This is a genomic window from Bacillus alkalisoli (assembly GCF_002797415.1).
In the GTDB taxonomy this organism is placed as follows: Bacteria; Bacillota; Bacilli; order Bacillales; family Bacillaceae_I; genus Bacillus_CD; species Bacillus_CD alkalisoli.
This window is the reverse complement of sequence record NZ_KZ454944.1, coordinates 891,093-917,251: the sequence shown is the minus strand read 5'-3', so window position 1 is coordinate 917,251 and position 26,159 is coordinate 891,093. Positions and strand designations below refer to the sequence as shown.

Here is a 26,159-nt window from a genome sequence, read left to right as displayed (position 1 = left end):
TTTCCTTACAATGCTACTTGTTGAAAGATTAAGATTGCCGAAAATACTACAACAGTTACAACTGCCATAAAGGTTAATACAAACTTTGTACGGAAATAAGCAAAAAGCATAAATGTATTCTTTAGGTCTAACATTGGTCCATATATTAAGAAAGCAAGGAGTGATCCCGTTGTAAACGTAGAACCGAAAGATGCTGCAACGAAAGCGTCCGCTTCAGAACAAAGGGAAAGTACATATGCAAATGCCATCATAACGGCTGGTGACAATACATCATTTGAGCCTATCGCAATTAAAATACTTCTGTCTAAAAATGTTTGGAATAAACTTGCGATAAACGCTCCCGCAATAAAATATTTACCAATGCTAAAAAACTCATCACTTGCATGATTAAAAGTAGCTTTTAATTTATTTTGAGCGACAACAGGTGGTTGTTCCTCTACACGGCCAACTAATTCGTCTTTCGTCCATCTTAATTGGTTTTGGTTATTAAATAGTAATAACATAAGTAAACCTATCGTTATTGATAAAACAAATGCTAATCCAAAACGACCGTAAAGAATAGTTGTGTCGCCATTAAATGCATAAAATGTTGAAGCAACTACAACTGGATTCAAAATAGGCGCACCGACTAAGAACACAACCCCAACATGTAATGGCATTCCTTTTTTAATAAGTCTTCTAACGACTGGAATGATAGCACATTCACATATAGGAAAAATAGCAGCTAAAATTGCGGCTGGAATGATTGCTCCAACTGCGTTTTTCGGGAGGAATTTTTTAATCGTCTCTTCTGAAACAAAGGTTTGTATAAGAGCCGACGCAAAAACACCTAATAAAATAAAGGGAATGGCTTCTAGTACAATACTTAGAAAGATAGTATTTACGTTCAACCATGAACCAGGTAAATTAAATGAAATATTTTGCAGATCCACAAAAAAGAATAGATATAAGAAGAACCCTATTAAAGCAAGTCCAACTAAATCTTTGAAAAGACTCATGTTTGTCCTCATTTTTCTACTCCTATCTCTATAATCTAGTTTGTATTATACCATAATGAAGTATAGTGTTTAAAAACATGTATACTAGAAATATATGTATAGTCTATTAAAATATGCTAGCGAGATTCTATTTTAATAGAGCTAGCCTCTTATGAATTTAGAATTACTCTAATAAAAAGACCTCTAAAGGTATGCCCCTTAGAAGTCTTTTGTTGCTTATCCGAATACTTTTGCTAAATCTTCTTTTGTTTGTGAAAGCCAAAAGCGCATGAGGCGTTTTGCACCTTCAAGGTCATGTAACTTCGCTTGGCCACATTGTTTTTCGTTTGCTGCAGGAATTTCCGTAATTTCTACTGCATCCTTTAATGTATCTTCTAATAAACCAATAATTTCTGCTACAGTTGGTTCTCCGCTTACTACTAAGTAGTAACCTGTTTGGCATCCCATTGGTGAAATATCAATAATGTCAAAGTGGTCGTATTTTTCAGCATGAGTGCGGATATTGAATGCCAGTAAATGTTCTAACGTATGGATAGCTTCAGGGCTCATTGCCTGTTTATTTGGCTGGCAAAAACGAATATCGTATTTATTAACAACTCCATCTGTTCCTACTTTATGAACACCACAGTGGCGTACATATGGAGCTTTTACAGCATTATGGTCAAGTTCAAAACTTTCTACTGAAGGCATGAACAACACTCCTAACATATTATTTTACATTTAAAGTATAACATATTAATTCCGACAAAACCAATATGTTTTATAGAGAATGAATTAATTAATTTCCTATAACAGTAAATTGCTATTATAATATGTATGAGGTGACTAAGTTGAAATATATCTTCTTATTGTTTATTCGTTTTTACCAAAAAATCATATCACCGTTAAAACCACCAACATGTCGTTTTTATCCAACTTGCTCTAGTTATGGCTTTGAAGCTATTACACGATTTGGAGCACTAAAAGGTGGATGGTTAACAATCAAAAGAATACTAAAGTGCCATCCTTTTCATCCAGGCGGTATTGATCATGTTCCAGAAAAGAAAAGTAAGTCTAATCCTCATACCCATTAACAATTAAGTCTAACTTACCAGTGTGTGGATTTATAACAAGTCCGTGCACTGGTATATCTTCTGCTAAAAGTGGATGATTATTAATCATATCTACACTTTCTCTTACGCTTTCTTCTACACTGTTAAAGCCTTTTAAAAAGTTTTTAATATCAATACCTGCATATTTTAATGCGTCTATTCTTTTCTTTGTTATTCCTCTTCGTTCCATCTTCTCACGAATGCCCTCATAGTTTACTTTCCCCATACCACAATCGTGATGTCCGCAAACAATTACTTCGTCTGCGCCTAGTTCATAAACAGCAACTAAAATACTTCTCATAATACTTCCAAACGGATGTGAAACTAGTGCACCGGCATTTTTCACTATTTTTATATCGCCGTTTTTTAAATTCATTGCCTTAGGTAATAATTCAAGAAGTCTAGTATCCATGCATGAAAGTATGACAATTTTCTTATCAGGAAATTTGGTTGTTTCATACTTTATATATTCCTTCGTTTCTACAAACACTTTATTATGTTCAAGAATCTCATTTAATACCACTTTTGCATCAATCCTTTCTCCTATCTACTTTAATATTACATAGTCGATTTTTAAATGCCAAATGTTTTTATTGCCAAGCGCATTTATTTTTAGTACTATAATCACTATGTTAAATCGTAATTATTACGAATTAGGAGGTTTTCTATAATGAAAAAAGTACCTGTTACAGTATTAAGTGGCTATTTAGGAGCTGGGAAAACTACTTTACTCAATCATATATTATCCAACAGAGAAGGATTAAAAGTTGCAGTGATTGTGAACGATATGAGTGAAGTTAATATTGATTCCGCTCTTATCCAACAAGGCGGTTTCTCTCGAACAGAAGAAAAACTGGTAGAAATACAAAATGGTTGTATTTGCTGTACGTTACGAGAAGATTTAATGAAAGAAGTAGAAAGATTAGTAGACGAAGGAAATATTGACTACATTGTCATCGAGTCTTCTGGTATTAGTGAACCTATTCCGGTTGCCCAAACATTTACTTATTTAGATGAGGAATTCAATATTGATTTAACTTCTAAGTGTAGACTAGATACGATGGTAACCGTCGTAGATGGTAATCGCTTTTGGGATGACTATCAATCCGGCGAGAGCTTGCTAGACAGAAAACAAGGAACAGATGAAACGGATACACGTGAAGTGGCAGATTTACTTATTGATCAAATTGAATTTGCTAATGTATTAGTTTTAAATAAAACAGATTTACTTGACCCTTATCACGTAGAAGAAATTGATGCAATCTTAAAGAAATTTAATCCCGAAGCTACTGTTATTCAGTCAAGTTTTGGAAAAATACCATTGTCATCCATACTTAACACTCGCCTTTTTGACTTTGATAAAGCAAGTCAAGCAGCAGGATGGATTAAAGAGTTAAATGAAGAGCATATTCCTGAAACAGAAGAGTACGGTATTTCTTCTTTTGTATATCGAAGAAAAAAGCCATTTCATCCAGAAAGGCTATTGAACTGGCTTGAAAATTGGCCAGCTGAAGTAGTACGTGCCAAAGGATTTTTCTGGTTAGCATCTAGAAACGATATGACAGGTTTGATTTCTCAGGCTGGATCTTCCATCATGATACAAGCTGCTGGGGAATGGGTTGCTTCTTATAGCGAAGAAGAAAGAGAGCAAACCTTAAAAGAAGAACCAGAACTTTTAGAGAAGTGGGATCCAAAATTCGGGGACAGAATGACGGAGCTAGTATTTATCGGTGTTAACTTAAATAAAGATCAAGTCGAAACAACTTTAGACGCATGCTTGTTAACTGAAGATGAAATGCTTGCAGATTGGTCCACTTTTAATGATTCATTTCCTGCATTTATCGTAGAGTAATTGTACGAAATTTTTTAAAATAAATTTTCCTGTTCTCAAATCGTAACTATTACGATATAATAGCAAAGGGACAAATCAAAATGATTCTTATTTGAGAGGAGATCGAAATGAAAATAAAAGCTACATTATCTATTTTGTTATTATTACTTTTTACTTTTTTAGTTGGATGTAACAATGAACAAATTGCTTCTGAAGAGGAAAAGTTAAAAATATATACAACTATTTATCCTTTGGAAGACTTTGCGAAAAAAATTGGCGGAGAACATGTAGTAGTTGAATCTGTATATCCACCTGGAGCAGATGCTCATACGTATGAACCGACAACTAGAATGATGAGTAACATTGCTACTGCAGATGCATTTATCTATAGTGGTCTTGGTGTTGAAGGATTTGCAGATAAAGCTAACGAAGTGTTAAAGAATGAAAGTGTAATAATTGTTGCTGCTGCTGCAGGCATTGACTTATTAGACTATGATCATGATGACCACGACCATGGACATGAAGACGACGATCATGATCACGCTCACGATGAAGACCATAAACACGAAGATGAGGATCATGACCATGGACATGATGATGATCATAAAAACGAAGACGATGATCATGACCATGGACACGATGATGATCATAAAAACGAAGACGATGATCATGACCATGGACACGATGATGATCATAAAAACGAAGACGATGATCATGACCACGGACACGATGATGAACATAAAAACAAAGACGATGACCATGACCATGGACATGATGATGAACATAAAAACGAAGACGATGACCACAACCATGGCGATGAAGATCCACACGTTTGGATTGATCCAGTATTAGCTATTCAGTTAGCAGAAAATATCAAAAATGCCTTAGTAGAACTTAAACCTGAAGCAAAAGAAGACTTTGAAGCTAACTTCGCAAAGGTGAAAGAAGATTTAGAAGCATTACACCATGAGTTTGAAGAAATGGTAATGGAAGCTTCAACAAACAAAATCTTAGTAAACCATGCTGCTTTCGGTTACTGGGAAGAGCGTTACGGCATTAAGCAAATTAGCGTAACAGGCCTTTCTCCTACACAAGAACCTTCACAACGACAACTAGTTGATATTGTGAACACAGCAAAAGAAAATAACATTAAATATGTTATTTTTGACCAAAACATTACTGGTAACATTGCAGAAATCGTTCGTAACGAGATTGGTGCAGAGGCATTAGTTCTTCACAACTTAGAAGCAGTTACTCAAGAAGATGTTGATAATAATGAAGATTATTTCAGCTTAATGAAGCGTAATATTGAAACATTGAAAAAGGCGTTAAACTAAATAAATACAGTTTAAAAACAGTGGAGTATTAGTACTCCACTGTTTTTTATGCAATAGATGCTCTCTATTATTATTTTATTATTTCCCCAAGAAACACTTTTTCCACTTTCTCTTTTGGAATTTTGCTTCCTATTAATATAATACATTCTTTTATTGTTCCTATCTTATTTTCCATAGGCTTTATCCTTAATTGGTTTGCAGCATATTGAAACTCAAACAGGTCCTTTTCATTATCGTATAACCTTACAATACCTTTTGCTCTAATGACATGTTTACTTAAACTTTTCAATCCATTTTCTAACCCAGTTCTACTTACTGGTTCAAGGAGTGGCAACTTTATTGCCTCTATATGATGGTGGTGATGATGATGTTTATGTGTATGCACTTTGACATCCGTCATTTCCTCTACCCATATTCGTTTTTCTAACAATAAATCAAGTGGCGCTTCACCATGACTAGTTTGGAAAATCGGTACTTCTTTTTTCAATTCAGACATAACCTTCTTCTCTACTTTTTGTAACTGACCTTTCGTTACTAAGTCAATTTTATTAATAATTAAAAAGCTTGCAGAAACAACCTGTTCTTTAAGAAGCTCTCTTATATCTTTAGAGCTTGTAAAAAAGCTTTGATATTCAAGGTAATGACTAGCATCTACAATACTTACCATCGAATAAAGTTCGTATTTATCAATAAATAATGGATCTAAGATAGCGTCTTTAATTTCTAACGGATTAGCGACTCCTGTACCTTCAATCAATAGTACGTCTATTTCTTCTATATTCAACTCTTTGATTGTCGTTTTTAAATCCTCTTGAATGGTACAACAGATGCACCCGTTTAATAGTTCTACTATTTTATGATCTTTAAAGAGGTGGCCTTCTACATTTTCATTACCAAGCTCATTTAATATGACGGCAGGTTTTTTATTTTGGCTTTTAAAATGTTGTAACATATGTAAAAGTACCGTTGTTTTTCCACTCCCTAAAAAACCACTTATCACGTATACTGGAACTTTTTTATTCAATGAACCCTCTCCCCTTCCTAATACTTCTTATACCCTTATTATACTAAACAAATGTCAAATATATAAAATAACAAACAACAAAACGAAATGATTACGTTTATCATAATAACATACTTTTATTATTTTCTCACTCAATTGAGTGAGTTTCATAATGTACAATTACTAAACGAAAAACGAATATTAAACCTATTCTGTACTATAATTTACGTTTTATATCGAACGTTATTTAATTCTAATAAACGGAACCTTCGTTTTTCACTAAACGAACAGTAATTATGAAATTGATTCTATTAATTTGTTTTCTTTATACATAAAAAAATGGTAATTCGTGGACAATAAGGAAAGATTTTAAACATGTGCTGGAGAAGGGAAGTATTGTAAATGGATCATGTATTAACAGCGAGATCATTTTTTGGGACAACAATGGGTTTTCACATCATTTTTGCTACTTTAGGTGTTGGAATACCTTTAATGATATTAATTTCTGAGCTTTTATATCAAAAAACAAAAGACAGAGATTACGCCGTTATGGCTAGCCGTTGGACAAAAGCAAAGGCTGTCCTCCTTGGAGTCGCAATACCAACCGGGACGATTGCTGGTGTTCAACTTTCCTTGTTATGGCCAGGTTTTATGGAAGTGATTGGAAAAGTAATGGCCCTACCATTCCAAATCGAAATATATGCCTTCTTCGTGGAAGCTCTTTTTATTTCAATTTATGTTTACGCAGCTGATCGAATTTCACCATGGATGCGAATATTGAGTTTGACCTTCGTAACGATTGGTGCTGCAGCATCAGCTATTCTCATTACTAATGTACATGCTTTTGAAGGGACACCTGCTGGCTTTCGAATTGAGAATGGACAAATCGTTGACGTCGACCCATGGGCTGCTTTTTTCAACCCTAGTTTTGTTGTCACAGCTGGACATGTCGTTGTATCTGCCTTTATGACAGGCGCATTCGTCATTGCATCTGTAGCTGCATATAAAATGTTAAGGAATAAAAACAATGAACGGCTGTATAAATTTCACCGAAAAGCTTTAATGATGGGGCTTATTGTTGGAGGGATTTTTTCCGTTCTAACCGCTTTTAATGGACATGAATCTGCACAACTTTTGCACCAATATCAACCTGAAAAATTAGCAGCAGCCGAAGGTTTATTTGAAACCCAAGCATATGCACCTTTAGCTATTGGTGGATTTACTGACCGTGAAACTCAGACTGTAAAGTGGGCAATCGAAATACCTTGGGCATTAAGTTTTTTAGCAGATGATCGTTTCGATACAGTTGTTGTCGGACTAAACGACTTTCCAGAAGAATATTGGCCACCACTTTTTGTGCACACCTTATTTAATGCAATGGTAGGGATAGGAAGTATGTTATTGTTCTTATCTATTATAGGGTTCTTCTGGCACAAAATTTTAAGAAAAAAAACATTCCCAAAATGGTTAATGTGGTTATTTGTTGCAGCAGGTCCACTATCTATGATGGCCATTGAATTTGGGTGGATATTTGCTTGTACAGGAAGACAGCCATGGGTAATTTACCGAGTAATGTTGACAGCTGATTCGGTAACAGGCAATCAAAACTTAGGGACACTATTTTTCTTATTTTTAATCATGTATATCTTCTTAGCTGTAGCGGTAGTTTTTGTTCTCCTTTATTACTTTAAACGCCATCCATTATTAGATGATTTAGGAGAAAAAACAAAAGATAATAATTCAGTAAATATGTGAGGTGGAATATATGACAGATGCAATTTTGGCTATAACGCTGCTGTGGGGATTCATATTTATTTATGCCGTTATGGCGACTATGGACTTTGGGGCTGGCTTTTGGTCCATGCTTTATCTAAATAAAAATAAAACAAACGCAACTAATATTGCGAATAGATATTTGAGCCCAACATGGGAAGTTACAAATGTGTTTATCGTTGCAGTTGTTGTAGCTATCTACAGTTTTTTCCCCGGCGCAGCATATAGTTTAGGAACAGTGTTATTGTTGCCTGGAAGCATTATTTTATTGCTACTTACATTCCGTAGTGCTTTTCTTGTATTTTCCCATATTGCCGAGGAGTATAAGCGACCATTAACGATTGTTTCTGGTGTTACTGGTTTTTTTATTCCAGCTTTTTTAATATTAGTTTTACCTGTAACACATGGTGGATTTGTGGAAAACCGAGATGGTGTAGATTATTTGATGCTAGGTAAACTTCTAACAAGCCCACATGCACTATCATTCATTTTATTTGCAATTAGTAGTACGTTGTTCCTGTCCTCTCTATTGCTAGCTGATTTTTCTAAAGTAGCAGAGGATCGGTCAGCATACGATATTTATCGACGTGACGCTTTAATTGTAGGCCCTATTTCTTTGGTAGGGGCATTTCTAATTATGACTACGATGAGAACAGAGTCTACTTGGCTTTATAACGCTATGCTTGATTATTTACCTTGGCTTGTAGCATCTGCTTTTATGTTTATCGTTACAGGTTTAGCGCTTATCATCCCCGGTAAGAAAAAAGGTTTTACGGGTTTACCACGTTTAGCCGTTGTATCTGCATTTATTCAATATGCATTAGCAAGTTATGCGTATGGACGTGCCCATTTACCGTATATCATTTATCCAAATGTAACCATTCAAAATTCCTTTACTGATCCTGCATCATTCAGAGCCGTATTTATTTCTTACATCGTTGGTTTTGTCATCTTATTTCCAGGGTTTATCTACTTTTGGAGTTTATTTATGAAAGATAAACGATACATTCGTAATGAAAAAATTAGTCAAGAGTGATATGCAAGTGTCACTCTTTTTGTTTCTCAGCATATGAGAATGTTTTTCATTCACTTGTGAATTATTCTCCAAACTCGTTACTTCAATTTATTGGCAAGGATGACTAATAAGCAGTTCGGAGAAAATACTTTTGTATCTCTTATTCAAAAAGGAGGCACAACCGAATGAGCAAAGAAGTCGAAGTTTTATGTGAAGTGCAAAACTGTCATTATTGGGGAAATGGAAACCGCTGTAACGCTGATTCCATTTATGTTGTTTCCCATAAAGGAAGTACTGCATCTCATAGTGAAGAAACAGATTGTAAAACGTTTGAACCTAGCGCATCTATGTAATTTCTATCTAAAAGACCTTGTGTATATGAACTACACAAGGTCTGATCCATTTCGTTGTAAATTCCTTCTGAATACCCATTTTGTAACAGTACCGTGTTTTGGTGAGAATAAAAAGGCTAATAAAAATATTACACCAGCCATCATTGCCATCGAACCAGAAATAGAAACATTCCACCAAACAGCAACATAATAACCACTTATTGCTGCTAACACCCCAAGACCTGCACTTAAGACAAGCATGATAAGTAGTCGATCTGTTAATAAATAAGCACTTGCCCCTGGTGCAATTAACATCGCGACAACTAAAATTGCCCCAACACTATCGAAGGCTGCAACAGTTGTAATAGAAAGCATACCCATCAGCAAGTAATGAATAAATAAAACAGGAATTCCTATCGCTAAAGCCATTTCTGGATCAAACGAACAAATCTTAAGCTCTTTGTAAAATAATACAATGACAATTAAATTAATCAATAAAACGATTCCTAACATCCAGACAGCTTTTGGACCTAAATTAATACCAGCTATTGCCCACGTATCCCAAGGAACAAATGCGATTTCTCCCATTAATGCATGGTCTACATCTAAGTGAATTCTTCCTGCATATAACGATAATAGAATTACACCGAGAGCAAAAAGTGATGTAAATACTACCCCGATAGCGGCATCTGACTGCACACCGGATGAATGTAACAACTGAACGAACAACGCAGTAAGTAATCCTACTATTAGAGCACCAACAAACATATATAAACCTTCCATACTACTGCTAACAAGATATGCACCAACTATACCTAATAAAACAGTATGGCTTATGGCATCAGCAAGCATTGCCATTCGCCTTAAAATTAAAAAACAACCTGTAATCCCACAAGTAATACCTACTAGAGAGCCAGTTAATATAATCCATCCTTCATAACTCATGAATGCCCTGCACTCCCTTTCACTCGCGGGTGGATGCGTTGCTTACTACCGCCTCTACTTTCATATAAGAACAACGCCATCGGTTCTCTACCAAACTCTTTAAGTAGTTCTGTCAGTTCTTGAACTATTTCTTTTTGTTCTTGAAATAAATCAAATCCTTGATCTCGCCAGCTTAACTCGGGAAACTTACTTTCATTCATTAAATACATATCAAGCAGTCTATTTTTTAAAACAACGTTATGAGTTTGCTGTAAGCCTTTTGGAGAAAGTCCTAATCGGCCATTCGCGTTTATAATTAAGATACCTTCATGCCTTAAATCTCTTAATACTTGCTTTAGCATAAATGCATTTAATTTACGTCCATTCACTACTTTTTCAATAGGAAAACTTCCAATTTCTTTTCCATTTGAATCTATCAATGACAATTCGGATAATTCGTATAATGAAGTAACAATATTTTCTCGAGTTACTTGTTTTTGTACTTTTACGTGTTGAATAAATTTAATAAGTAACCCTTTCTTAAATCCAAATATCAGGGAAAAAATAAAAACGATTGTAGCCGCTACAATGATTAAGGGACCAGTTGGCATACCACGAGTAATCGTACTTAATAATGTACCAATTACACCTGATAGACCTCCTATTAATCCTGCAAAAATAACCATATGATCAAGTCGTTCCGTCCAATATCTTGCTGCGATTGCAGGTGTAATAAGCATGGCAGCCATTAAAACGACACCAACAGCTTGTAAACCAATAACAACTGCAGCAACAATTAATGTCATCAAAAGTCCGTTCAACCACTTTACTGGAAGGCCAATGCCTTGTGCAAATTGTGGATCGAAAGTTATTAGTTTTAATTCTTTAAATAGAATATACGTCACAAAAATCAATATGGTTGCAATAGAAGTGATGATGATTACATCATTCCCAACGATGGAAGCTGCTTGCCCGAAAATAAATGAATCAAGCCCCGCTTGGTTTCCTCTTAAGTTTTGTTGGATATATGTTAAGAGAACAATACCAATACCAAAGAATACGGATAAAACTAGCCCTATAGCAGTATCTTCTTTTATGCGAGAATGTTTAATTATTGCTTGAATACAGTACGTTCCAATTAACCCAGAAATGGCTGCACCTATTAAGAACCACGACATAGATTTAGCTCCGTAAATTATAAAAGCTATACATATACCAGGTAAGGCAGCATGTGCCATCGCATCCCCTAATAAACTTTGCTTTCGTAATAAGGCGAAACTACCAAGTACACCACTTGCAACCCCTAGTAGCACAGTCCCTATTAAAACCCATTGGACATTAGGATCTTGAAGCATATAAATAATTGAGCTCATACTTCCAACTCCTATTGTTCTACGATTGCACTATTGTTATCTAAAAATGCCAATCGTCCACCATATGTTTTTTGTAGGTTTTCCATTGTGAAAATTTCTTCCGTTGGCCCAATCGCTACTTTTCTCATGTTTAATAACAAAATCCAATCAAAATATTCTTTTACTGTTTGCAAGTCGTGGTGAACAACCAATACCGTTTTACCTTGAGATTTTAACTCGTTTAATATCGTGACAATCGCTTTTTCTGTTGCCGCATCTACGCCTACAAACGGTTCATCCATAAAATATATACTAGAATCTTGAGCAAGCGCTCTTGCTAAAAAGACACGCTGTTGCTGTCCACCAGAAAGTTGACTAATTTGTCTTGATGCATATTCTTTCATTCCAACTTTTTCAAGACATTCATAAGCAAATTCAATATCTTTTTTACTCGGACGTTTGAACCAACCTATATGACCGTATCTTCCCATTAACACTACATCCAGTGCATTTGTAGGAAAGTCCCAATCAACGGAACCTCTTTGTGGAACATAACCAATTAACTTTCGTTGAGATTTATAAGGCTTTCCATATATAGAAACACTTCCAGATGCTTTTGGAGTTAACTCTAGAATCGCTTTAATAAGTGTAGACTTTCCTGCTCCATTTGGACCAATAATCCCAATAAGTTTCCCTTCTGGTACAGAAAAACTAATTTCTTTCAATACTGGTTTACGATGATAAGCTACCGTTAAATTTTCAATTGTTACTGGATCCATTCACGTTCACCGCCTATAGAAATTGAACCATTTGTGTTAGTTATGACGCTTCGAAAAAACTCTGTCTTACATTCATATTCAATAATTGCCCAAAAAGTGCATTAAAAACTGTTACTGTGCATTTCATAAATACAGGATAGACACCAGTGTAGATGTACACTGATGCCTTCTTTTATCTATTTTAGAGAATCAACGATAGTTTTTATATTGTGTTCAAACATACCCTTATAAGTTCCTTCTTTTGTTCCTGCTTCACCCATTGCATCAGAGTATAGCTCTCCCCCGATAACCACATCATGGCCTCTTCTTTTCGCACCTTCCACTACAGCTGTTATGGAATCATCGGATATACTACTTTCTACAAAAACAGCTTTAATGTTTCTGGAAGTAATAACATCAATAAGTTCTTGTACGTCACGTAATCCGTATTCCGAATCAGTGCTTAATCCTTGTAGCCCCATCACTTCTATATCATATGCTTTTCCGAAGTACTGAAATGCATCATGTGCAGTAACTAGTACTCGACTCTCTTTAGGGATAGTAGCGATTTGTTCAATTGCAAAGTCATGTAACTTCTCTAACTCAGCTTTGTATTGACTTGCATTATTTTCATAGAAACTTGCATTCTCTTTATCTAGTTCGATCAAGGAAGTTGTTACGGCATCGACAGCATAAATCCACAGCGAAATATCAAACCATATGTGCGGATCTGGTTCGCCTTCTTCTTCTTCATCCTCTAAAAGAAGGTTGGTAGGAATCGTTTCTGCTACAGCAATTACTGGTTTGTCTTTGGACATTTGACCTAGCACTTCACCCATTCTACCTTCTAACCGCAAACCGTTGTAAAAAATAATATCTGCATCATTCAACTTACGAATATCACCTTGAGAGGCTCTGTATAAATGAGGGTCAATACCTGGGCCCATTAAAGATTCCACCGTTACTTTTTCCCCGCCAATATTCTCCACAACATCTGCAATTTGTGCAATTGTTGTTGTAACCAGAATTGTTCCAGTTTCCTCATTCGATGTTGAATCGGAAGAACACGCACCTAAAACTGATACAAATAATCCAATAACGAATAATTTAAACAAAGATTTCATTTTTTTCATTCCTCTCCTTACTTTGTTAATTACTAATTGTTTGCTCAGGGTATAAATTTTGCCTAGAGGCAAAATTTTAGTCAAAAAAAGGAAACGAGCATTTTTATTATTATATTTAATTGACTCAAAACTACTTTATGCACGAAATGTTTAAAAAGTGCTTTTGAACAAACTCATTTTTTATGGTTATGCAACAAAAAGTTGCCTTACTACAAAATTTAAACCTTAAGCAAACTTTTGTCAACTATTGGACTAGCTCATTTATAAAAAAAATTCATACGGCAATTTACCGAATGAATTAAAAAATTTATTTCTTTAAATTGTTTTATTGAAACGTTAGGCTTCGTTTACATATTTGCTGTATAAATTCTTCATCTACTTCAAATCCGATACCGCTGCTGGTTGGAACGTTAATCTTACCTTTAACAACTCTTACTTCTGGAACAATGACATCTTTTTCCCAATATCTTGATGAAGCTGATAAGTCACCTGGAATCGTGAAATTGGGCAAAGTCGATAAAGCAATATTAAAAGCTCTTGAAATCCCCGTTTCTAACATTCCGCCACACCAAACAGGAATATCATTTTCTAAACAAAGATTATGTATAGCAATTGCTTCAGCCAATCCACCTACTCGACCTATCTTTATATTGATAACTTTACAACTTCTCAACTTAATGGCGTTTTTTGCATCTTCCAAAGAATTAATGGACTCATCCAGACACACAGGTGTGCATATCTCTTTTTGTAGTTCTGCATGTTCTACAATGTCATCAATTCCTAGAGGTTGTTCTATCATCATTAGACCGAATTTGTCTAGCTTTTTCAAATGATCTATGTCGTTTAAAGAATAAGCTGAATTAGCATCTACCATCAATAACAAATCAGGATATAAGTCTCTTATTTGTTGTAAAACAGAAATGTCTGTAGTTGGATCAATTTTAACCTTCACTCTTCTATAACCTTCATCCAATCGTTTGTCTATCATCTTGACAATTTCTGAAGGATTACCACTACTAACAACAACCCCTGCTTCCACATTGTCTCTTACTCCACCTATATAGGTTGCTAGAGCTTTGTCAGCCTTTTTTGCAAACAAGTCCCATATTGCCGTCTCAACTCCAGCCTTTGCCATATTGTTGCCACGCCATTTCTTTAAGCATTTATTTACATCGGTAGGATTAGTCCATCTTACATCTGAAACTCCTGGTATAAAAAAATCTTTTAACATGTGCCAAGCTGTTTCGATTGTTTCTTCTGTATACCATGGTGACGAAAAGGCAACCACCTCGCCCCAACCAACAACGCCATCGCTATCCTCTACTTTTAGTAAAATGCTTTCTCTATCAGAAACAGTCTCTAGGTGTGTAATAAAAGGGGAACGAAGCTTCATTGTCGTTTGGTACATCGTTATTTTTTTTATTTTTACCGACATTCTTCTTCCCCCTATTCTTTCCCTGGCAATAATTCGATTAATTTTCGTCTAAGCAATTTATTTGTCGCATTTTTAGGTAGTTCTTTGATAAACACAATTCGCTTTGGCACTTTATATTTCGCCATACGCCCGCTAACAAAGTGAAGAATGTCGTTTTCCGTCAAAACTGCACCTTTCTGTAAAACAACAAAACCTACTGGCACGTGACCCCATTTTTCATCGCGTAATCCTGTCACTCCAGCTTCCGTAATTCCTTCATGGCTAACTAATACATTCTCAATTTCGGCTGGATAAATATTTTCTCCACCTGATATGATTAGGTCACTTCTTCTATCTAATACAAATAAATATCCATCTTCATCTATGTAACCAATATCACCAGTATGAAACCAACCATTTTGTAATATGGAATTTTCAAATTTCCAATATCCTGGTGAAACATTTGGTCCCTTTACAACAATTTCTCCATCCATATTTGCTCCAAGCTCTTTTCCATCTTTCATTATTTTCATTTGACACGGAAATAACGGCTTACCCGCTGAGCCCACTTTCTTGATTGCATCATCTGATGATAATGTTACAATCTGCGAACACGTTTCAGTCATTCCATATGTTTGTACAACTGGAATCTTTTTTTCTCTACATTTCTCCAATAAGGAGATTGGTACTGGTCCACCGCCAACTAGCAAGCAACGTAAACTATTAGGGTATTCCCTTTCACCTAGATCATCTAAAAGACCGACTAACATTGAGCTAACTACTGAAACAATGGTAACATGATTTTCTCTTATTGCTTTATTTACCTTTTTTGGTTCGAATTTTGTATGTAAAACAACACGCATTCCATATATAACACCACGCATAATAATGGATAAACCACTAATGTGAAACAATGGAACAGCAGCTAACCAACAATCTTCCTCGTACAATCCAAGATTAAGTGCAGAGCTACTTGCACTCCAATAATGGTTACCGTACGTTTGTTTCACCCCTTTTGGATTTCCAGTCGTTCCAGATGTGTACATAATCGTATCGGTTTCAGACATACAAAATTCTTTTTGTAGACAAATAGTAGAATCTTCTTTGGCTATTTTTAACGTTTGTATTGTCATTACACTTGTTTCATTTAGCTTGATATGGCTAAACAGCTCCAATTTTTCTTCATCTGAGAAAGCGATCTTTGAACCAGCATCTTTTATCTGATAGTGAAGTTCAGCAGGAGTTAATCGAGTATTATGTAAAACGGTGATGCAACCTATATGTTTTAATGCAAAAATCACTTCTACTTGTGCTATACTGTTCGACATGAACACAGATACTATATCACCTTTTTTTATAGAAAGGGAAGCCATTTTCCTAGCTAGGTTTTCTGATTTTCGTAGTAGTTTTAGGAAAGTTATTTTTTCTGAGTCCGTTTCTATCGCAATTTTATTTGGTGATAATTCTGCGCGTTTACGCAAAAAGTTAGGAATCGAGACGTCCATCTCTTCACCTCCAAGATGAAAACTTAATAAAAAGGATGACCACATCCGAAAAATCGTGTGAGGTCATCCTTTCTTCTTGCATGAATCTTACCTGAGTCCCTTCATAATGTATGACTACACTACGAAAAACGAAGCACTACCTATTTTTAGCATTTTTCAAAGCTATACTATATGGCATAATATTCTACAAAAATATCTAGAGTATTCGTTTTTAATTAAACGTACCATAATTATGAATTGGCTTACCTATTAAGGGAAACGAGGGAATTGACCAAAGTCTGGCGTACGCTTTTCTTTGAATGCGTCGCGTCCTTCTTTCGCCTCATCCGTTGTATAGTAAAGTAAAGTTGCATCTCCAGCAAACTGTTGAATTCCAGCTAATCCATCAGTGTCTGCATTAAATGCAGCTTTTAAGAAACGAAGTGCTGTTGGACTCTTCTCCAACATTTCTTCACACCATTTAACTGTTTCATCTTCTAATTGATCTAACGGCACAACTGTGTTTACTAATCCCATATCTAATGCTTCTTGAGCATTGTATTGACGGCATAAGTACCAAATTTCACGAGCCTTTTTATGGCCTACAATACGCGCTAAATAGCCAGAACCATATCCAGCATCAAAGCTACCAACTTTAGGACCTGTTTGGCCAAACATTGCATTATCAGCTGCAATTGTTAAATCACACACAACATGTAAAACATGTCCGCCACCAATAGCCCAACCAGCTACCATTGCTACGACTGGTTTAGGTGTAACGCGGATTAAACGTTGTAAGTCCAACACGTTTAAACGTGGAACCTCATCATCTCCAACATACCCACCATGTCCACGCACTTTTTGGTCTCCACCTGAACAGAAAGCTTTTCCACCTTCACCAGATAAAATAATTACTCCAACGTTAGCGTTTTCACGAGCACGAGAAAATGCATCAATTAACTCCATTACTGTTTTAGGACGAAATGCATTATGTACTTCAGGTCTGTTAATGGAGATTTTCGCAATACCATTATATGTTTGATAAAGAATATCTTCATATTCACGTTCTGTTACCCATTCTCTAGTCATCATTCTTCCTCCTTATTGTTCTTCTGACAAAAACTCACTTACTATTTTACCAAATTTTTCGGATTGTTCCACATGAATTGCATGACCAGCACGATTTATTTCGATAAAAGTTGACATCGGAAACAATGAATTCATGCTTTTGGCTATTTCTATAAACTTTTTATCATCCTTACCTGCTACGAGTGTTACAGGTAAATGTAGTGATTTTAATACTCCCCAATAGGAAGGTTGACTGCCTGTTCCTATACCTCTTAAGCTATTTGCCAAACCTGCAGCATCATTATCTAATCTTTGTTGTAAGATTTTCCTTTGTTCCTCACTAGTCAGTTTCTTTTGAGTCTCAAATAACGGGATGTTAGTCCAGAATTCAATAAATCTCTCTAGCCCTTCCCCCTCTATTTTTATAGCTAGTTTCTCATCGGCTAGTTGACGCATATGACGTTCACTTTCTGTTTGTAAGCCTGGAGAGGCACTTTCTAGTAGTAATCCTTTTACGATAAAAGGATACTTTAGTGCAAAAGAAAGAGCGATCCTTCCCCCCATAGAATAACCAATTACATGAATCTTTTTCTCCGTAATGTTCTTTATTATTTCATAAAGATCTTCTATCGTATTTTCCATAGAATAGCGACTAGCTTCCATTGGCTTTTCACTTAATCCATGACCAAGAACATCAGGAAACACAAAAGTGTACGACTCTTTATTCTGAATGTATGGTAATATATCCACCCAGTTTGCACCACGACCAGTAAATCCATGTAAAAAAACGACAACATTTGGACCATTTCCAATGACATTTACATGGTATTGTACCGCATTAATAGACATCATATTTCTTTCATTCATGACAAGTAATTTCCTGGGAAACATTTTTCCACATTTTCCGGTGAAGCTGTTCATTTTCTACACGACTTGTCGGAATTTCAATTACTTTAAGTCCATTTTGCGTAAAAGATCGAATGACTGAATCACGGAATTGACTCCATGTTTCGACTTTGTCGTATGAGCCATTATATAATTTGACAGCGTGTGCAAAATCCATATGTAAAGGGGTGCCAAATAGAGTTTCGAAATGCTGTTCTACTTTAGACTGAGGTAGGAAAGAGAAAATTCCACCACCGTTATTATTTACTAAAACGATTGTAATATTTAAGTCCAATAATTTTGATGCAAGTAAACCGTTCATATCATGATAAAAAGACAAGTCACCAATCACTAATACAAGTTGATCAAAAGCATTACTTGCAGCCAGTGCTGTAGAAATAATGCCGTCAATTCCGTTCGCACCTCGATTGGCAAGAATCGTTATATTCTTGTTATCACAGTAGAAAAAAGTATCAACATCTCTTATTGGCATACTATTCCCGACAAAAAGAGCAGCATTTTGAGGTAGAAGAGTTTGTAATTCTGTAATGACCTTACCCTCAAATAACGAAACATCATCTAAATGACGAGAAAGAACTTTCTTTGCTTGCGTATTAATTCTTTGGAACTGATGCAACCAATCTCTATTATTAGCCTTTTCCTCCAGAAGTTGTAGAACACTGTTGCAGAAAGTTCTCTCATCACAGTGTACCATATGAGTAGCTTCTAACGTTGGGTCGCGCCAACCGCCGTCACCATCCACCACAATCTGAACACAGTTCGCTTTTTGTATGTATTGAGTTAAAAATTTTGAAACAGGCATTGCACCAAAACGAATGATTACTTCCGGTTTTAAGCTCCTGACCACTTCTTCATTTTTAAATAATGCGTCATATGTTTCAATAATGGCATCTGTTTCATGTAGTCCACTACGTAACTGGGAAAGTGGGTCTGCTAATATTGGGAAATTCAAATTCTTTGACAACTGAACAACTTCATTTCTATAATCTCTGCTACTATTCATTTCTCCACAAACAATAAGTCCTTTTTGTTTTGTAGAAAACATAGTAGCAAACTTTCTAGCCTCTTGGTCACTGATCGTGTAACTTCCGATTTTCGTTTCCATAATGGATATCTCTAATTCATTTTCATGCGTCCATAAGTCTGGTAACTGTAAATCAGGAACAAGTGGATCTCGGAATGGGAAGTTCAAATGAACTGGCCCTACAGGAGATGAAAGTGCAGTTCCCGTTGCTCTAGCAGCCACTGTTCTCACATATTGAATATGTTTTTTTTCACTCGAAGGAAGAGACATTTCCGCAAACCATTTTACATAGTTTCCATACATCTTAATTTGATCGATCGCTTGTGGTGCCCCTACATCTCGTAATTCATGAGGGCGATCTGCTGTAATAACAATTAGCGGTAATCTTGAATAGTGTGCTTCCACAATCGCTGGATAATAATTCGTTGCTGCAGTTCCAGATGTGCATAAAATGGCAACCGGTTTCTTCGCTGTTTTCGCTAATCCTAGTGCGTAAAAAGATGCTGACCGTTCATCAATTAAAACCGTAACCTTTAGTTTGGCATGTTCAGCCATCATGATTGCTAAGGGTGTAGAGCGAGATCCAGGGCTAATAACGGCTTCTTCTACACCACTTTTTACTAACTCGTCTACAAAAGCCCCAACGTAATAGGTTAAATCAATTGTTTCTCTCATTTAAATTGATGCCTCCTAAAGCCGATAGCATCGGTTTGAATTTCACTTTCGTTTCTTCGTACTCACTATCTGGATCCGAATCTCCTACTATTCCACAACCTGCAAAAAGAGATGCTTCCTTTTCTTGAATTAAGCCAGATCGAATCGCTACTGCGAATTCACCATTATTATTACTGTCAACAAATCCAATTGGACTAGCATACCAACCTCTATCTAATAACTCTACTTCTCTAATTGTTTTAATAGCGATTTCAGTAGGATAGCCACCTAAAGCAGGCGTTGGGTGTAACCTTTCTACTAATTGAAGTAGAGATGTATTTCCATCACCGGTTGCTTTCACAGGTGTATATAAATGTTGAATGTGTTTTAGCTTACGTAAAGAGGGACTATCGTCCGTTTCAACTTTTGCACATACTGATTGCAATGAATCCCTAATCATTTTTACAACTAAATGGTGCTCATGTAGATTTTTTTCATCCGTTAAGAGTTCTTTTCCTAGTTGTTCGTCTTCTTGTAATGTTTGACCTCGTTTCGTTGATCCGGCCAAGCACATGGAAATTATATCTTCCTCGTTTTTTTTCACAAGTTGTTCCGGCGTTGCTCCAATAAAGCAATCTCCATTTCTTGCAAAAGCAAAAACATAACTATTTTGCTGTTCTTCTAGAAGATTTTCCGTGACTTTTGATAAAGGAATTTTATGTGAGTAACCTACTCTAAGCTCACGTGCTAGTACAACTTTTTCCATTTCTTGATTACTTATTCTTCTTGTAACATCACGAATGGACTCTTTCCACATTTCCGGCTCCAATTCTTCGTAACTTACCAAACTTGGAAGCACTTCCAATTCTTTTGTCATGCTAGTAGATAGCAGCTTCTCTTCTATACGTTTGAGTAAATCAATATCGTCTTTAGAAATGTCATTAAGGATATTTATTGTTATAAAGCACTGATCTTCTTTTATGGTCAACATAAAAGTCGGTAACACAAAAATGGAATCTGAAAAACTATTCCAAAGGTTTGTTTTCTTTTTTATTGGGTCAAAAGAAAAACCACCAAACAACAAAGGAGTAGTACAAGTATCATTTATGATCCCATCTTGGAGGAATCTTTTCCAACTATCTTCTATCTCTTTATAACGATTTTCTTTTCCGCTCGATTGAAATTCTTTCGTAACTCCCGCTCCAATAATGTATGTAGACCGCTCTGGATTTGTCCAAAAAAAACGCTCATTGTAAAAATGTGATTCACTTTCTCGAAAAAATTGCAGGGGATCTACATTTTTTATTTTTTTTGTAAAACTAATTAATACAGGCTTGTCCTTATTTTTATCAACCTGCTTTAATAGTTGTATCCATTCGTTTGCTTGAATAATAACCAAAGTACTCCCCCCAAAAAACCTTTAAACAACGTAAGAAGACATTTTGTCTCCTCTAATAACTTACTCTAAGATACACCTCAAAAGCTTTTAATGTCAACAATATCCCCTTCTTTTAACCTACTTTCTTCATTATAAAATTGTTTCCATCCTTTTCCTCACTTACATACGAAAATTCGTTGACAGTTGTACACACATTACATACACTTAGTTATGTAATTATATTCATTATTACGGTTCGTTTAATGAAAAACGAATGTCTTGTTATGCTATAAAAAGTTAATTCTGTTCGCTTAAAAAGCTATACAGTACTGACTTCAGTTAGTTTTATAACTTTTCGTATAGTAATCATATATTAGGAAACGGACTCATGTAATTATTTTTCTAAAATAACTTAATTTAAATAGGAAAAGGAGGGGCTAATTATGCAACCTCAAACTGCACAAACGAATACTTCAACACATATAGTAACGAGTACAAGACCCCCGTTTAAAGTATGGTGGAATTTAATGAGACCACATACATTAACAGCTGCATTTGTTCCTGTTTCTATTGGTACAGTTTTAGCTTTATATGAAGCACCACTTCATTGGCCGTTATTTTTTGCAATGCTTTTTGCGAGTCTTTTAATTCAAGCTGCTACAAATATGTTTAATGAATACTACGACTATAAGCGCGGTCTAGATAATGAAAACTCCGTTGGAATTGGAGGGGCGATTGTAAGAGATGGTGTATCTCCTACTACCGTACTACGACTAGCCTTTATCTTTTTAGGCATCGCCACAATCTTAGGTATTTATATTTGTATGAGTACTAGCTGGTGGCTAGCTGTTATCGGTACTGTATGTATGGCTGCAGGTTATTTTTACACTGGAGGTCCAATACCGATTGCCTATACTCCATTTGGTGAAGTTGTTGCAGGTTTTTTCATGGGACTTGTCATTATCGCTATAGCATTTTTCATTCAAACTGGCACTGTTTCAACGTTAAGCATACTAGTTTCTATTCCAGCTTCCATATTAGTTGGAGCAATCTTACTAGCTAACAACATTCGTGATCTAGATGGTGATAAAGAAAATGGCCGTAAAACAATTGCGATTCTTGTTGGACGACAAAATGCCATCCACTTATTAGCAGCAATGTTTATCGTTTCATATGGACTTATTGTTTACTTTGCATTTGCTGGTTACACATCTTTCTGGACATTTTTAATTTTCTTGTCTATCGGTAAACCCATTACAGCAGTAAAAGAGTTTAAGCGAAACAATAGCAACGTAAAAATGATGCCCGCGATGATTGCAACAGCAAAAACGAATACAATATTTGGATTCTTATTAATCATCGGTTTAGTAATTGGATTTTTCATGTAAAAGAACTTCTTTTGAGGTTCTTTTTTTTGTTCGTAAAATGATTACTATTTAATTTCCAATTATGTTTTTCCTACTTCCGTTAATAATACAAGTAAGTCTATTATTACTGGCAATTCGGAAGGAGAAAAATCAATGCTTTCTAATGAGCAATTAAATAAATTAAAAGCCACACTAGAATCAGAAAGGCAATCATTAGAGGAACGTCTTGGTGATAACGACCATTTTCAATTAGAGCGAGAGCATCCTTATAATTCAGTAGGAGAATTATCTGCATATGATAACCACCCAGGTGATTTAGGAACAGAACTATATGAACGTGAAAAGGACCTCTCCTTAAATGAACATACAGAGAAAGAATTGCACGATGTAAATTATGCACTTCAAGCAATGACTAATGGTACTTATGGGAAATGTGAGGTTTGTGGCACTGACATTGATCCAGATCGTATAGAGGCAATACCAACAACAACTTACTGTAAAGAACATAGTCCCAATAAGGAAGTTTCTCATAACAGACCTATTGAAGAAGGGGTATTAATGCCTCCATTCGGAAAATTTGAATTAGATGATGAACACGAATCCGTTGCATTTGACTCAGAGGACACATGGCAAACTTTACAAAAGTATGGTACTTCTGAAAGTCCGTCTGATTTTGTAGAAGAAGTGGGCCGATATGAAAATGCCTACATCGAAAATGAAGAAAATGAAGGATATGTAGAAGATTATGAAAATTTTGTAGGAACAGATATGTACGGTAAAGAGATAACCGTTTATCCTAACAAACAACACGAGGAGTATGAACAATCCTTAGATGAAGAAGGTTTGATGACTTCGTTCGGTGATTTGCCAAGCGGGGAGAAAGAATCGTATACAGAGGAATAAAGACATTTTATTAGGCTTAGTTATTACCTTTTATATTAGTAGTAGCTAAGCTTATTCATTTTGTTTATTTTCTAATCGGTTGTTTTGTGTTTCAATTCTAATTATTTCTCGATTTGTGTTTCAATCTATACCTGTTGTGTTTCAATCTCACTGTTTTCTGTTTCAATCCTCGTCACTTGTGTTTCAATTCCAATTCATACTCGTCCTACTGAACATTTGTGTTTCAAACCATCCCTGTTGTGTTTCAATCTTACTCTTTTCTGTTTCAATCCTCGTCACTTGTGTTTCAATTCTAATCCTCCTCTATTCCTATTAAAACCTTTACTTTTTCAACTCAATCCTCCCTTTTCCTTTCACTCCTCCCCCATTCCAGACATATTTTAGTAAAAGCAAATACCAAGGATGTGAATTTAATGCGTTCTATTCCATACCATTCTCCAGAATGGGCATTATTTTTAGCGGAGTGTTCACGTTTAGCTTACGACCAGTTCCATCAAAATGGACTTTTCACCGTCCCTAAAGGATTTAATATAGTAAAAGAATTCAAAGCAAAGTCTTTTCATCATCTAGAGTGGTTTGGCTTTATTTTAGAGTCGGATGATGCGATTATTATTGCATTTAGAGGTACATCCACTGACTTAGATTGGGTTTCTGACGCTGAGATTTATCAACATCCATTCCAACATTGCAAAAGCAAACCATTTGTACACAGTGGATTCTTGTCTGTCTATGAATCAGCAAGGGACGAAATTTTAGAAACACTAAAATCACTTCCAAAAGAAAAAGCACTATTTATTACTGGGCATAGTTTAGGAGGGGCGCTTGCGGTACTAAACGCTTTTGACATAGGAAGCAATCAATTACATGATCACTTTTACATGTACAATTATGGAGCTCCTAGGGTAGGCGATGAGCAATTTGTAGAAGAATATAAAAAAGTTTGCCCAGCCTCCATCAGATACGTAAATCTACTAGATGCTGTCCCATTTTTACCGACGACTAAATTGTACGGACCTATTTCAAAAAAAACGTGGTATTATCGCCACGTTCCAAAAGCCATTCATTTTATAAGAAGAGAAGGATCCATTGTGAAAAACCATAGTATTGATACGTATATTGAAACAATCGAGAAGGAAGTTAGTGACAAGAGAGATAATACTAATGAGATTATTATTTACTAAGTGTTTTTTCTATAAACAAAAGGCGATATGGAATTTTTATTTTCCAATCGCCTCTTAAATAGATCAATGTCGTAATCTACAAAAATAAATCAATATGCTAAATCGTCTAACCGAATCGGCGTTCTTAGCTCGTTCTCCCAATCGGGTCTTATAATGGAATATGTAATAGCATCATGTATAGTTCCGTCATCATTTTCCCATGAGTACCTTAAGTAACCTTCTTTAACAAAACCACATTTGTGTAATGTTTTTCTCATTGCATAATTGTCACTTCTCGTATGGGCCTCTAATCTTATTTTAGAAGGTTCCATATTAAAAACATAGTCTGTTAGCCATTTAACAGATTGTGCACCAAACCCTCGACCCCTTATATCTTCACGAATACGGATATCAAATAAAGGTATAGAGTCATTTATATCATAAATAATTACTAACCCTATTCTCTTCCCGTCTTCTATTACCCAAAAAGTATGGCGATTATCTTCGTACCATCCCTTTTCTATTCTTTCCAAAATGCTTTCTTTCTTTGGCTCAGGATCGCCATGAAAAGGCCACCTACATGATGTTAAAAAAGTAACTAAGTCAACGGCATTTTTTTCATTTAATAATTCAAATTGCAATTCCATTTCTTACATCCCCTTAAACTCTAATAACTTGTTACTACAAATTAATCTAACAATTACGGTCCAAACGGCACAAAGTATCTAAACATAATAGAAATAAAGGCAAACACTGAGACCGTACAGATGAAAACAAAATGAATGATTCCGTACACAATCTTACTACTCTTATCCATAAAAAACGTGTAAATAAAACCAGCTATTGGATTGATTAATAGAAACGGTAAAGCCACCATAATAAAATATTTACCCAATACCATAACAAACGCATTTGAAAAATCAACATATGAAAGAAAAATCCAAAGCGCCGAGAAAACGATGACCGTGCTCCAAAGAGAAATAACAGACATCTTATTAGGGTTTTTCCATACCACCTATACGTCCCCCCTATGAACAAATTTACATTCTATGATATTCCACAACAAGGAAAAGTTTTCCTCCTAAATGAGTCCGTTTCATAATGTATGATTACTTTACGAAAAACGAATTATATAACTCTATCTGCTAGTTTAAACGCATAAAAGACGAACAACCTATACTTTTTCCTGGAAAATAACTCGTTTTTCACTAAACGAACCGTAATTATGAAATTGATTCAAATAATAAAACACCTTTACTTTTT

25 protein-coding genes are annotated in these 26,159 nt (G+C 35.5%); 9 read left to right on the top strand and 16 right to left on the bottom strand.

Translation table 11 applies throughout. The features are described 5' to 3' along the window. Positions 1 to 5: 5 nt before the first annotated feature. Together CDZ89_RS04455 and CDZ89_RS04450 are read right to left on the bottom strand one after the other, a co-directional pair. Positions 6 to 1,010 (bottom strand): permease, encoded by a 1,005-nt coding sequence (locus tag CDZ89_RS04455; protein WP_096152863.1) that lies wholly within the window; start codon positions 1,008 to 1,010, stop codon positions 6 to 8. Positions 1,011 to 1,214: 204 nt separating this feature from the next. After that, positions 1,215 to 1,688 (bottom strand): S-ribosylhomocysteine lyase, encoded by a 474-nt coding sequence (locus CDZ89_RS04450; protein ID WP_096152862.1) that lies wholly within the window; start codon positions 1,686 to 1,688, stop codon positions 1,215 to 1,217. A gap of 122 nt (positions 1,689 to 1,810) precedes the next feature. On the opposite strand from CDZ89_RS04450, the gene yidD reads away from it, so the two are divergent. After that, entirely contained in the window at positions 1,811 to 2,071 is a 261-nt protein-coding gene (yidD, locus tag CDZ89_RS04445) for a membrane protein insertion efficiency factor YidD (RefSeq protein WP_406564873.1), read from the top strand. On the opposite strand, the gene CDZ89_RS04440 is transcribed toward yidD, so the two are convergent. Beyond that, a complete protein-coding gene (locus CDZ89_RS04440) occupies positions 2,052 to 2,612 on the bottom strand; it encodes a beta-class carbonic anhydrase (RefSeq protein WP_227521434.1) in 561 nt (186 codons plus the stop codon). The genes yidD and CDZ89_RS04440 overlap by 20 nt on opposite strands. Before the next feature lie 147 nt (positions 2,613 to 2,759). Between CDZ89_RS04440 and CDZ89_RS04435 the strand changes: the two genes are divergently transcribed. Together CDZ89_RS04435 and CDZ89_RS04430 are read left to right on the top strand one after the other, a co-directional pair. Then, positions 2,760 to 3,941 carry a GTP-binding protein gene (locus CDZ89_RS04435; protein ID WP_096152859.1) on the top strand — a complete coding sequence of 394 codons (1,182 nt, stop codon included), beginning with the start codon at positions 2,760 to 2,762 and terminating at the stop codon, positions 3,939 to 3,941. A gap of 107 nt (positions 3,942 to 4,048) precedes the next feature. Continuing rightward, positions 4,049 to 5,257 carry a metal ABC transporter solute-binding protein, Zn/Mn family gene (locus tag CDZ89_RS04430; RefSeq protein ID WP_100333315.1) on the top strand — a complete coding sequence of 403 codons (1,209 nt, stop codon included), beginning with the start codon at positions 4,049 to 4,051 and terminating at the stop codon, positions 5,255 to 5,257. 70 nt (positions 5,258 to 5,327) lie between these two features. On the opposite strand, the gene CDZ89_RS04425 is transcribed toward CDZ89_RS04430, so the two are convergent. Next, complete coding sequence (locus CDZ89_RS04425; protein WP_100333314.1) at positions 5,328 to 6,281, bottom strand: CobW family GTP-binding protein; 954 nt, start codon at positions 6,279 to 6,281, stop codon at positions 5,328 to 5,330. Between the two features lie 381 nt (positions 6,282 to 6,662). Here CDZ89_RS04425 and CDZ89_RS04420 point away from each other — a divergent pair, with 381 nt between their 5' ends. The 3 genes from CDZ89_RS04420 to CDZ89_RS04410 all read left to right on the top strand — a co-directional run bounded on the left by CDZ89_RS04420 (position 6,663) and on the right by CDZ89_RS04410 (position 9,401). Continuing rightward, positions 6,663 to 8,015, top strand: a complete 1,353-nt coding sequence (locus tag CDZ89_RS04420; RefSeq protein WP_096152856.1) for a cytochrome ubiquinol oxidase subunit I — start codon at positions 6,663 to 6,665, stop codon at positions 8,013 to 8,015. Between the two features lie 10 nt (positions 8,016 to 8,025). Next, positions 8,026 to 9,069 (top strand): cytochrome d ubiquinol oxidase subunit II, encoded by a 1,044-nt coding sequence (locus CDZ89_RS04415; RefSeq protein WP_100333313.1) that lies wholly within the window; start codon positions 8,026 to 8,028, stop codon positions 9,067 to 9,069. A gap of 164 nt (positions 9,070 to 9,233) precedes the next feature. After that, a complete protein-coding gene (locus CDZ89_RS04410) occupies positions 9,234 to 9,401 on the top strand; it encodes a DUF1540 domain-containing protein (protein ID WP_096152854.1) in 168 nt (55 codons plus the stop codon). Positions 9,402 to 9,431: 30 nt separating this feature from the next. Here CDZ89_RS04410 and CDZ89_RS04405 read toward each other — a convergent pair whose 3' ends face one another. The 10 genes from CDZ89_RS04405 to CDZ89_RS04360 form a co-directional block, all read right to left on the bottom strand. Next, positions 9,432 to 10,325, bottom strand: a complete 894-nt coding sequence (locus CDZ89_RS04405) for a metal ABC transporter permease (RefSeq protein ID WP_096152853.1) — start codon at positions 10,323 to 10,325, stop codon at positions 9,432 to 9,434. Then, complete coding sequence (locus tag CDZ89_RS04400) at positions 10,322 to 11,677, bottom strand: metal ABC transporter permease (protein WP_096152852.1); 1,356 nt, start codon at positions 11,675 to 11,677, stop codon at positions 10,322 to 10,324. Before CDZ89_RS04400 ends, CDZ89_RS04405 begins: the two co-directional genes overlap by 4 nt. 11 nt (positions 11,678 to 11,688) lie before the next feature. Next, positions 11,689 to 12,435 carry a metal ABC transporter ATP-binding protein gene (locus tag CDZ89_RS04395; RefSeq protein ID WP_096152851.1) on the bottom strand — a complete coding sequence of 249 codons (747 nt, stop codon included), beginning with the start codon at positions 12,433 to 12,435 and terminating at the stop codon, positions 11,689 to 11,691. A 176-nt stretch (positions 12,436 to 12,611) separates the two neighbouring features. Further along, positions 12,612 to 13,538: a metal ABC transporter solute-binding protein, Zn/Mn family gene (locus CDZ89_RS04390; RefSeq protein ID WP_406564915.1), complete on the bottom strand. Its 927-nt coding sequence runs from the start codon at positions 13,536 to 13,538 to the stop codon at positions 12,612 to 12,614. A gap of 325 nt (positions 13,539 to 13,863) precedes the next feature. Further along, positions 13,864 to 14,973 (bottom strand): o-succinylbenzoate synthase, encoded by a 1,110-nt coding sequence (gene menC, locus CDZ89_RS04385; protein ID WP_096152849.1) that lies wholly within the window; start codon positions 14,971 to 14,973, stop codon positions 13,864 to 13,866. Between the two features lie 11 nt (positions 14,974 to 14,984). Beyond that, positions 14,985 to 16,457, bottom strand: coding sequence for an o-succinylbenzoate--CoA ligase (locus tag CDZ89_RS04380; RefSeq protein WP_096152848.1), 1,473 nt, complete (start codon positions 16,455 to 16,457; stop codon positions 14,985 to 14,987). 249 nt (positions 16,458 to 16,706) lie between these two features. Next, a complete protein-coding gene (menB, locus tag CDZ89_RS04375; protein WP_096152847.1) occupies positions 16,707 to 17,525 on the bottom strand; it encodes a 1,4-dihydroxy-2-naphthoyl-CoA synthase in 819 nt (272 codons plus the stop codon). Positions 17,526 to 17,537: 12 nt separating this feature from the next. Then, positions 17,538 to 18,371, bottom strand: coding sequence for a 2-succinyl-6-hydroxy-2,4-cyclohexadiene-1-carboxylate synthase (gene menH, locus CDZ89_RS04370; RefSeq protein ID WP_157842675.1), 834 nt, complete (start codon positions 18,369 to 18,371; stop codon positions 17,538 to 17,540). After that, the gene (gene menD / locus CDZ89_RS04365; RefSeq protein WP_096152845.1) at positions 18,364 to 20,109 is read right to left on the bottom strand and encodes a 2-succinyl-5-enolpyruvyl-6-hydroxy-3-cyclohexene-1-carboxylic-acid synthase; all 1,746 of its coding nucleotides are present in this window, start codon (positions 20,107 to 20,109) and stop codon (positions 18,364 to 18,366) included. Before menD ends, menH begins: the two co-directional genes overlap by 8 nt. Next, positions 20,093 to 21,487, bottom strand: coding sequence for an isochorismate synthase (locus CDZ89_RS04360; RefSeq protein WP_096152844.1), 1,395 nt, complete (start codon positions 21,485 to 21,487; stop codon positions 20,093 to 20,095). The genes menD and CDZ89_RS04360 overlap by 17 nt, the downstream gene beginning before the upstream one ends. Before the next feature lie 422 nt (positions 21,488 to 21,909). Between CDZ89_RS04360 and CDZ89_RS04355 the strand changes: the two genes are divergently transcribed. From CDZ89_RS04355 to CDZ89_RS04345, 3 genes are all read left to right on the top strand, one after another. Further along, positions 21,910 to 22,854 carry a 1,4-dihydroxy-2-naphthoate polyprenyltransferase gene (locus CDZ89_RS04355; protein WP_096152843.1) on the top strand — a complete coding sequence of 315 codons (945 nt, stop codon included), beginning with the start codon at positions 21,910 to 21,912 and terminating at the stop codon, positions 22,852 to 22,854. A 132-nt stretch (positions 22,855 to 22,986) separates the two neighbouring features. Beyond that, positions 22,987 to 23,736, top strand: coding sequence for a TraR/DksA C4-type zinc finger protein (locus tag CDZ89_RS04350; RefSeq protein ID WP_096152842.1), 750 nt, complete (start codon positions 22,987 to 22,989; stop codon positions 23,734 to 23,736). Between the two features lie 413 nt (positions 23,737 to 24,149). Then, on the top strand, positions 24,150 to 24,917 hold the full coding sequence (locus CDZ89_RS04345) for a lipase family protein (RefSeq protein ID WP_096152841.1): 768 nt from the start codon (positions 24,150 to 24,152) through the stop codon (positions 24,915 to 24,917). An 89-nt stretch (positions 24,918 to 25,006) separates the two neighbouring features. On the opposite strand, the gene CDZ89_RS04340 is transcribed toward CDZ89_RS04345, so the two are convergent. Together CDZ89_RS04340 and CDZ89_RS04335 are read right to left on the bottom strand one after the other, a co-directional pair. Beyond that, positions 25,007 to 25,543 carry a GNAT family N-acetyltransferase gene (locus tag CDZ89_RS04340; RefSeq protein ID WP_096152840.1) on the bottom strand — a complete coding sequence of 179 codons (537 nt, stop codon included), beginning with the start codon at positions 25,541 to 25,543 and terminating at the stop codon, positions 25,007 to 25,009. 53 nt (positions 25,544 to 25,596) lie between these two features. Further along, positions 25,597 to 25,911, bottom strand: coding sequence for a hypothetical protein (locus CDZ89_RS04335; protein ID WP_096152839.1), 315 nt, complete (start codon positions 25,909 to 25,911; stop codon positions 25,597 to 25,599). Between the last annotated feature and the right edge of the window lie 248 nt (positions 25,912 to 26,159).